The sequence below is a fragment of the Streptomyces sp. NPDC048001 genome (genome assembly GCF_043203115.1).
Taxonomy (GTDB): Bacteria; Actinomycetota; Actinomycetes; order Streptomycetales; family Streptomycetaceae; genus Streptomyces; species Streptomyces sanyensis.
Genome location: NZ_JBIDBN010000031.1, coordinates 1 through 1,266 on the forward strand (window position 1 = coordinate 1; position 1,266 = coordinate 1,266).

Consider the following 1,266-nt stretch of genomic DNA (forward strand, 5'->3'; position numbering starts at 1 on the left):
CGCCGGCATCCCGGGCGGGACGAGTACGAGGGGCTTCGGGCCGCTGGTGTCGCACGCCGGGCCGCGGCCCGGCAGGTCGGTGTGAACGAGCGCACGGCCAAGGACTGGGACTGGGGCGTCAGGAAGAGTCGCAACGGCCGGGTCTATGCCGACGGTCGGTGTGTCGACTACGCGGCGGGGACCGTCACGATGGGCGGCGTGACCACAGCACCGGTGGGCCTGACGGCCTTGGAGAAGCAGCTCCACCCGCGGTTTCTGACGCTTGCCGAGCGCGAGACGATCCGCGACCTTAACGCGGCGGGTCGGTCGCTGCGGGCGATTGGGCGTGCTCTGGGGCGGCCGGCGAGCACGGTCAAGCGGGAGATCGACGCGAACTCGGGCAGCGAGGGCTACCAGCCCTACGCCGCCCACCGGGCGGCGGCCTCGCGCAGGCCCCGGCCCAAGGACCGCAAGCTGCTGCGGGAGGGACGGCTGCGCCGCTTCGTCCGGGACGGACTGCGCAGGCGGTGGTCACCGGAACAGATCTGCCACGCTCTACACAGGGAGCATCCCGACGACGAGAGCATGCGGGTGAGCGTGGAGACGATCTACCAGGCACTGTATTTCCAGGCCCGCGGCGGCCTGAAGCGGGAAGTGCAGGCCGCGATCCGTTCCGGCCGGACGCGACGCAAACCCCGCCGGGACCCCCAGCGGCGCACCCCGCGGTTCATCGACCCGATGGTGATGATCAGCGACCGGCCCGCCGACGTCGAGGACCGGGCCGTGCCCGGGCACTGGGAAGGCGACCTGATCATCGGCGCGGGCGGCCGTTCCGCGATCGCCACCCTGGTCGAACGCAGCACCCGCTACACCATTCTGGTCCACCTGCCGGGCGGAGCCCACGACGCCGAGACCGTCCGCGACGGGCTCGTCACCACGATCCAGACCCTGCCCGCCCACCTGCGCGGCTCCCTCACCTGGGACCAGGGCAGCGAAATGGCACGCCACAAGCAGTTCACCATGGCCACCGACATGCCCGTCTACTTCTGCGACCCGGCCTCGCCCTGGCAGCGAGGCTCGAACGAGAACACCAACGGGCTGCTGCGGCAGTACTTCCCCAAGGGCACCGACCTGAGCGTGCACAGCCCCGAAGACCTCGAACACGTCGCCCAGGAACTCAACGGCCGCCCACGCAAGACGCTCGACTGGGATACCCCAGCCGAGCGTCTACGTGATCTACTCACCACCTGAAACCAAGTGGTGTTGCGACGACCCCTTGAACCCAAG

Annotated in this window: 1 protein-coding gene; it reads left to right on the forward strand. The window is 70.1% G+C overall.

Features of this window, described 5'->3' with window-relative positions:
• Positions 1-81: 81 nt before the first annotated feature.
• Positions 82-1,230 carry an IS30 family transposase gene (locus tag ACGF15_RS29105; RefSeq protein ID WP_392803294.1) on the forward strand — a complete coding sequence of 383 codons (1,149 nt, stop codon included), beginning with the start codon at positions 82-84 and terminating at the stop codon, positions 1,228-1,230.
• The last annotated feature ends 36 nt before the right edge of the window (positions 1,231-1,266 follow it).